The organism is Limnofasciculus baicalensis BBK-W-15 (assembly GCF_024178385.1).
In the GTDB taxonomy this organism is placed as follows: domain Bacteria; phylum Cyanobacteriota; class Cyanobacteriia; order Cyanobacteriales; family Coleofasciculaceae; genus Limnofasciculus; species Limnofasciculus baicalensis.
Window position 1 is genome coordinate 1 of record NZ_JAMZMM010000283.1, and the last position, 8,032, is coordinate 8,032.

4 protein-coding genes and 2 pseudogenes are annotated in these 8,032 nt (G+C 39.9%); 4 read left to right on the top strand and 2 right to left on the bottom strand.

The annotated features are described in order from the left end of the window. A pseudogene (locus NJ959_RS21875) lies at positions 1-319 on the bottom strand (hypothetical protein); the annotation flags it as partial. 355 nt (positions 320-674) lie between these two features. On the opposite strand from NJ959_RS21875, the pseudogene NJ959_RS21880 reads away from it, so the two are divergent. From NJ959_RS21880 to NJ959_RS21895, 4 genes and pseudogenes are all read left to right on the top strand, one after another. Next, a pseudogene (locus NJ959_RS21880) lies at positions 675-827 on the top strand (RRXRR domain-containing protein); the annotation flags it as partial. Between the two features lie 176 nt (positions 828-1,003). Beyond that, positions 1,004-2,428, top strand: a complete 1,425-nt coding sequence (locus NJ959_RS21885) for an NADH:flavin oxidoreductase (RefSeq protein WP_254013864.1) — start codon at positions 1,004-1,006, stop codon at positions 2,426-2,428. A gap of 108 nt (positions 2,429-2,536) precedes the next feature. Next, positions 2,537-3,994 (top strand): c-type cytochrome, encoded by a 1,458-nt coding sequence (locus tag NJ959_RS21890; protein ID WP_254013865.1) that lies wholly within the window; start codon positions 2,537-2,539, stop codon positions 3,992-3,994. Between the two features lie 346 nt (positions 3,995-4,340). Continuing rightward, positions 4,341-5,780, top strand: coding sequence for a c-type cytochrome (locus tag NJ959_RS21895; RefSeq protein WP_254013866.1), 1,440 nt, complete (start codon positions 4,341-4,343; stop codon positions 5,778-5,780). A gap of 224 nt (positions 5,781-6,004) precedes the next feature. Here NJ959_RS21895 and NJ959_RS21900 read toward each other — a convergent pair whose 3' ends face one another. Next, positions 6,005-7,690, bottom strand: coding sequence for a hypothetical protein (locus tag NJ959_RS21900; protein WP_254013867.1), 1,686 nt, complete (start codon positions 7,688-7,690; stop codon positions 6,005-6,007). Positions 7,691-8,032: the final 342 nt, after the last annotated feature.

Consider the following 8,032-nt stretch of genomic DNA (forward strand, 5'->3'; position numbering starts at 1 on the left):
GCTCAGTTTGTGGTTCAGTAACTGCTGCAACTGGCTCAGTTGGAGTATCAGTAACAATTGCAACTGGCTCAGTGGGTGTCTCCGTAGCGGGGACAGTTGCTTCAGTCGCCGTGTCGCTAACGACTTCTGTTGCTTCTGTTGCGGTATCACTAGTAGACTCGGTTGGCTGAGTCGGAATATCCATTTTAGACTCAGTAGTCTGAGACGTTGGCTCTTTGGGAGATTCTACAGGGGAGGATTGAACAACCTCAGCAGAACATCCCAAAAGCATCGCCATCAGGATCAAACCACATAAAATGCTTAAACGCGATCGCTTCATTAATATCTCCTTAAACTCTTCTGATTCAAGCTGGAAGCTTTGAGCTTATTTTTTTTTGATCCGTTTTCAGTTATTCACCAAAATTTTGCTTTCGAGTGCGATCTCACTCCATATTGTAATTATTTTTAACAAAAATCCCAGGTTTCGTCATTTTCCTTCCTTTCGTAAATTATTGTTAATTTTTATGACAAATCTTGTCTAAAAAATAAAGATCTCTGAAAGATAGTCCGAGATGGGCTAGAGTGACTGTTATTTTAGTTTTCTTCAACAGACTGATAAACTCCCGATCTTGCCGATCGCTATCCGCGAATCAGGGTGACTATGTAAACTACCCGCCACCAAGCTGGATACAGCTATGGTGGGGGCTTTTAAAGAAGTCCAGAGTTTACCCGACATCGACCAAGATAAAAGACCTTTAAACCCAATCCATCCAGCACAAGCTAGACAACTATTAAGTCATAAAAAAGCCGCCATATTTAGACGGTTTCCCTTTACCTTAATCCTTCAAGTGGTAGCTTTAATATTTCAACCACAAAAGGATTAGTCCAGGGAATTAGTCACAAATACTGCAAACACATTCACAAAAAGGATGGTTATGGATATATCGCGTAGATTATGCCCCCCGTTTCCTCTCACCACCAAACTGAGTACAGTTATGGTGGGAGTCACTCGCGGGGAAGACAGATGACAAACGACATTATCTTTGAACCGCTGCAATTTAGAAACCTGACTGTAAAAAACAGGATCTTTCGATCAAATATATCTGGCAGATTTGATAACTATGATGGTTCTGGTAATCAGGCAAGAATCAACTGGGAAGAGAAATTTGCCAAAGGTGGTGTTGGGGCGATCGTATCTTCATTCGTCCCAGTAAAAATCCGAGGCAGAATCGTACCCAACTACGCCACAATAGATCGAGATGAACGTATCCCATTTTGGCGGAAAGTCGGGGAAAAAGTTCACGAATATGACTGCAAATTTATCATGCAGTTAAGCCATTCCGGTCGTCAACAGGATATCGGTGGTGTAGAGAATCTAAATAAAAAAGCTTTAAGTTCAACTAGTAAGACTGAATCTTTTCACGGCTTGCTATGTCAGTCAATGACAATCGCAGAAATTAAAGAAACAATCCAAGCATTTGCTGACGGTGCGAGACGTGCCCGCGAAGCCGGATTGGATGGGGTAGAATTACACAGTGCCAATGGCTATTTAATTACCCAATTTCTCAGTTCCGGAATTAATGACAGGCAAGATGAGTATGGCGGTTCCCTGGAAAATCGAGCGCGATTTTTACTGGAGATTATCCGGGCAATTAGAAAAGAAGTAGGGAACGATTTCCACCTCCAATCTAAAATTAGTGCGATAGACTATAATAATGCCGTAATTCCTTGGGAAAAACCGGGAAATACTTTGGAGGAATCAATTCAAGTCTGTAAGTGGGTGGAGGAAGCTGGTGCAGATGCGATTCACGTTTCCAAAGGTAGTTTATTTCCTCATCCATTGAATCCACCTGGTATATTTCCCGTGGAAGAAGCTAGGCGGTGGTATGACATTATGCTATCTAGTGGTACTAAAGCTTTCCGCAATTACCTGTTGTTTAAAATACCAGCTTTGAATCCAATTTTTCTCTTCTTTTGGGATCGAATAAAAAAACAGGTACATTCCCAGCCTCTAGGTGGATTGGAGGTGAAAGATGACTCCTTGAGTGCTTCCTTTCGGGAATTTATCTCGTCTCAAGAGATGGCGAAATTACTGGATGATTATCAAGGTGTTAATCTACAGGAAGCAATGGAAATTAAGAATAATGTAAATATTCCAGTTATTTGTACGGGAGGATTTCAACAAGCTTCCTATATTCGGAAGGCGATTAGTGAAGGTTTTTGTGATGGAGTAAGTATTGCTCGTCCCTTGGTGGCGAATAATAATCTAGTTCATCTATTTAAGGAAGGGAAAGATTTGGCAGAGAAGCCTTGTACTTATTGTAATAAGTGTTTGTTGAATGTTTTGGAGAATCCTTTGGGTTGTTATGATGAGCGGCGATATGATGGCGATCGTGAGAAGGTGATTGAAGAGGTGATGACTGTGTTTCATCCGCAGCCTTTTGGTTAGTTTTTTTTTTACGCAAAGGTACGCAAAGGTATCGCAAAGGTACGCAAAGAGGAGAAGGAGGAAGGTATTTTTATATGTCCCATTCCCTATTTGAAAGTGAGGTGATTTATGAGTGAATCAGAAAAACAGAAGTTATTGCAGAAATTGATTAAGAAGATTTGGATTTTTGTCATAGGAATTGTCCTGATTGTTACTGGATTTGTAGTTTGGCCTTTGGTATCGAATAATCCGGTAAGATATGGGGATATTCAAGAGCATTTTAAGTATGGTTCGATTGGTAGTGAGGCGGCAAATGGAGTTCCATACTGGATTTGGAAGGTTTTGCCTGCAATGTTTCCGGAAAAATTACCGGGTGAGGGATACCAATCTTTGGGATTTATTCAGGAAGAGGGGCAAGATTTACCAATTGGGTTTTCTAAGCGGCGAGTATTGTTCGATCGGGTAGGATTGAATTGTGCGGTATGTCATACGAGTACAGTCAGAGATACTGCGGATAGCGAACCTCGGATTATTACTACGATGCCTGCCAATACGGTTAATTTGATGGGGTATATTAAGTTACTTTCAGCAACAGCTTCCGATCCGCGATTTAATGCTAGGGAGATGATACCACAGATAGAGGCGATCGCAGATAATTTCAATCCCATCCAAAAATTAATTTATCGCTTTTTTGCCATTCCCCAAACTAGAGATGCTTTAATTACTCAAGGAGAGCGTTTGGCGTTTTTAAATGAGGAACCGGAATGGGGACCAGGTAGGGTGGATACTTTTAATCCTTATAAAGCTATTCAGTTCCATTTTCCCATGGATCGGTTGGATTCGGATGAATTAATTGGTACATCGGATTTTCCGGCAATTTGGAATCAGAAACCTCGTCAAGGATTGCAGTTACATTGGGATGGCGATAATGATTCAGTCGATGAACGAAATCTCAGTGCGGCTTTAGGTGCAGGTGTTACGCCAACTACAGTAGATTTAGATGGAATTAAGCGAGTGGCAGATTGGTTATGGGAATTACCACCTCCTGCTTATCCATATCAAATTAATCAGGAGTTGGCGACTGTTGGAGAAAAACTATATGAAAATAACTGTGCTTCTTGCCATGCCTTTGGTGGTGCTAAAGTAGGAACAGTAACCCAACTTCCAAAAATTGGTACTGATCCTTATCGCCTAAATTCTTATACCTACGAATTAACCTCTAACCAGAATACCCTCTACGCAGGATATCCTTGGCGCTTTAGTCATTTCCGCAAGACGAATGGTTATGCTAATATGCCCCTAGATGGTGTCTGGTTACGCGGACCTTATCTACATAATGGTTCAGTACCAACTTTGAAAGACTTACTAGAAGTTCCCGAAAATAGACCAAAAGAATTCTATCGAGGATATGACGTTTTTGATGAAGATAATGTTGGCTTTGTCTCCGATATAGCAGAAGAAAATGGCAAAAAATACTTCAAATTTGATACTACTGTTCCCGGAAATAGTAATAGCGGACACTTGTACGGAACCGAATTATCCCCAGGAGAAAAAGACGCATTAGTCGAATACATGAAACAACTTTAATATAGCCACAGCCAAACCACAAATGGACGCAGAAAAACACAAACATGACTTACGCACAGCTCGTCATAAACCTGGTTTCTTCGTCAACCTCGATCGTCTAAACCGACGCTTTTCTGTAGAAACCGGGTTTATGAGCACGCCTGCGACTAGAAGTCGCGGCTACAGAGACAAAACCCACCTACGTGGGTTTAAAAGCCTTGATTTTCTGTTACCGCGCAGGGGGACTTGGTTTCTCTAGCCGCGATTTCTAATCGCCAGAAGCAGGTGCAAGATCTCAGTAAGTCGTAACAAATAAACCTTTGCGCCCTTTGCGTTAAAACATAAACATCGCTACGAGGAATAACTTATGGAAGCGATTAAGTCAAAAATCGGTAAAACAGTAACTATCATCTTTCTAGTTATCGCCCTTTTAATTGGCAGCGTAGGATATATCGCCTGGTACAATCTTTTCCGAGAAGTACCCGTTTATTACGAATCACCAGAGGAACACTTCAAATACGGTTCAATTGGTACGGAAGCTAGTGAGGGAATACCTTATTGGATTTGGTTGGTATTACCTCGACTATTTCCGGAAAAGTTACCAAAACCAGGTGGTTATACTTCTTTAGGTTTTACTTGGGAAAAGGGACAAGAAACGCCGATTGGTATTTCTAAAATGACTATTGGTTTTCCCCGTCAGGGTATTACTTGTGCTGTCTGTCATACTTCTACTGTGCGGGAAACTCCGAAAGATAAACCTTTGATTTTCTTAGGTGGTCCTTCGAGTAAGTTTGATTCCCAAAGCTATCTAAGATTTCTAGCAGCTTGTGCTAATGACCCCAGGTTTACGCCAGATTATATCCTAAGTGAGATTAACTATGTCTACAATCTTTCTTGGTTTGACAAGTTGCTTTATCGCTATGTAATTATTCCCCAAACTAAGAAAGGTATTCTTAGGCAAGCGGCGGGATTGGCTTGGATGGATTCTCGTCCAGATTGGGGCGCAGGGCGGATTTCTCCTTTTAATCCTGGTAAGTTTAGATATTTAGAGCAACCTTTGGATGATACGGTCGATAATTCTGATATGATGTCGATTTGGAATCAGAAAATTAAGGTAGAGTCAGGGTTTGCTTACCATTGGGATGGGTTGGAAACTTCTTTGGTGGAAACTATTCAAACAGGAGCAATTGGTGATGGGGCTAGTCCAAAGTCGATTAATATTGAGGGATTGAAGCGGGTGGAAGAGTTTATTACGGAACTTCCTCCACCTAAATATCCTTTTGCACTCAATACAGAATTAGTGGTAAAAGGTAGTAAGATTTTTAATAATAATTGTGCTTCTTGCCATGCTTTTGGTGGGAAAAAGACGGGAACGGTAATTCCTGTTGAGGAGATTGGTACTGACAGACACCGTTTGGATATGTGGACTCAAGCAGCGGCAGATAGTTACAATCAATATGCTGAAGATTATGAGTGGGATTTTGATTATCTGCGCAAGACTAATGGTTATGTGGCGGTATCTCTTGATGGACTTTGGTTAAGAGCGCCATATTTACATAATGGCTCGGTTCCTTCGTTACAAGATTTACTGGAAAAACCGGAAAATCGTCCTCAAGTATTTTATCGGGGATATGATGTTTATAATCAGGAAAAAGTTGGTTTTGTTGCCGAGGGTGCGGAAGCCCAGAAGGTTGGTTTTAAATATGATACGAGTTTAGTTGCTAATGGGAATCAGGGACATTTGTATGGTACTGATTTACCTGGTGATGAGAAGACGGCGTTGATTGAGTATTTGAAGACTTTGTGAGGGGGAGTATTTGATAACTTTAAATAAGTGGAAAAACCTAACCCCCCAGCCCCCTTCCCTGCGAGGGAAGGGGGAGCATGAAATCTTGCTTCCCTCTCCTTTTAGGGTTTATGGGAGGGGTTGGGGGAGGGGTGAAACTGGTAATTGAGAATGATGCAAGTTATCAGGAGTATCGCACTAGTAGTCTGTCAAAACAATTGTGACAGACTACTAGCATATCAAATTTATTTTGGTTCTTTCAATGCTTCTACTCCTGCACGTAAAACATTAGCTACTGGATGATTTATTGCTGCCATCAATGCTTCTACTCCCATTGCCTTAATGACACTAACAACTCGCCCCCTCAACGTTTGGTTGCTTTCTATTTGTTCAAGTGCTTTTTCTGCAACTAATGTTTCCGTTGGATAAGTTTGGGATAGTTGCTCTAGAAGTTTCTGAATCTCTGCTGCTGCTTCGGCGAGATTTTGATTTTGTTTGGGAGCATGATTGTGCTGAGTTCCAATACCAGTAGAATTAGGACCCTGATCAATACCCGTCTGTCTAGGTTTGTTAATATTCTGCGTGTAGGATGTTGGTTGCGAATTGTTCACAGTGTTCTTCTCCATGTTGATTTCAATTCTAGGTTGATTGGCGAATATTTCTGAAATTTTTCCCAGTACTTCAGTTACAGAACCTAAATCGGTTTGTGACCAAGCTGCCTCGCCTCTTGACTCGAATCTCATTGCCATCCTAGTTAATGGCTTCAATAACTTGTGCATCTTTTTAGATTCTTTTGCGTTATGTTTAACCACCTCCATTGCTTCTTGCATTACACTTCTTATACTCTCTAGAGCCATCTCATATTCGCGGATCACCCCCTTGCTGTGAAATTCTTCTCGGACACTTTTAACTTCAGGTTTATCCTTAATATTTTTAATATCTTCTTGAATCTTAGCCAGCTTTTCTTGTAATCCAGCATCTCTTCCTATGTATCGTGCTTTTAATTCAAACTCTTTCTCGGCAACTTTACTAGCTAAAAAGAGTAGGTTATCTCTAACTGATAACACAGATCTTTGTTGTTCTTCATTCAGCAAAGCGTCAATCTTAATCTTTGTTAATTCTTCTGAGTATTTCAAAATATTTGTCAAACTGTTCAACGTGTGACGAGGTGGATTGACAGACGCTTGGTTTGAGAGGAGTCTGATTTCATTCAAAATTCCAGACTCCTTTTTATTAAATAAATTATCGTATTCCTGTTTATTCTTTTCAAAGTCTTTTTTAACCTTGTCTACTTCTGTTTTACAGTGTTGAATCTCTTCATCTAAATGATTTAGCTTATTCAGCAGAGCATTTAACCTTCTCTTGGTTTTTTGGATCTGATTATATCTGTTTGCTTTAGATACAGAGAATAGTATATTCGTCAAAGCAAAGATCGATGCACTAAGAAAAAGAGACAATGAATCAAGCTCTGGCGGTGTTTTAGTATCAGGACGAATTCCCTTATAGTTTGGATTTAAACTTAATTGTTGTTGAAATCGAGCGAGTTCTTGAGAATAAATATCATATTTTTGTGACTCTAATATAAATGAAATAATCGACGAACCAATACAAGCTTCTATAACACATATAATAATCAGCAAAAAACTAAATTCGCTAAATCCCAGAGAACTTGATTTACGATAATATTTTCGCTCACGATTTTCAACATTTTCACGTTTTCTCGTCAATTCAAACTGCGACCAAGAATTCTGAATAACCCTAGAAGAAGGGATACTTACAACCCAATTATACACAGATCCTGAGATCAGCCAGACTAAAGCAACTCCGGCAAAAATTCCCAGATAGGTGAAATCATTGGGATCGCGAATAATTTGTGGTAATGGTCGATGATCTAATATGAAAATTATAGAAATAATTGGTATGACACCCAATCCAGCCTTGAGTAGCCACTCAATACAAAGAGAAATTTGACTTAATAACCTTCCTCTTCTGAATCTATATTAAATAATTATTTGCCTCTAACTCCATTAGTCAATATTGTGAATGTTGGTATCGATCAAAATAATACAGTAACAATCGATATTAATATTCGAGTCGCCCTTCCCTCAAATACCGAACCTCAACAAAGAAAAGAATAAAATAGAGGCAAGCGTACCTCAAACTAGAGGAATTTTAACTTATATGCTATATATTTTTTATCTCTATCCTACAATAAGAAAGAAAAATCAACCCGAAAGATCCCCCTGAATCAAACCGCGTAAAGTCGCCAACAA

What these genes read in the sequence shown, in the direction of transcription:
- NJ959_RS21885 (WP_254013864.1), top strand. Translation starts at nt 1,004, where the DNA reads ATGACAAACGACATTATCTTTGAACCGCTGCAATTTAGAAACCTGACT.
- NJ959_RS21890 (WP_254013865.1), top strand. Translation starts at nt 2,537, where the DNA reads ATGAGTGAATCAGAAAAACAGAAGTTATTGCAGAAATTGATTAAGAAG.
- NJ959_RS21895 (WP_254013866.1), top strand. Translation starts at nt 4,341, where the DNA reads ATGGAAGCGATTAAGTCAAAAATCGGTAAAACAGTAACTATCATCTTT.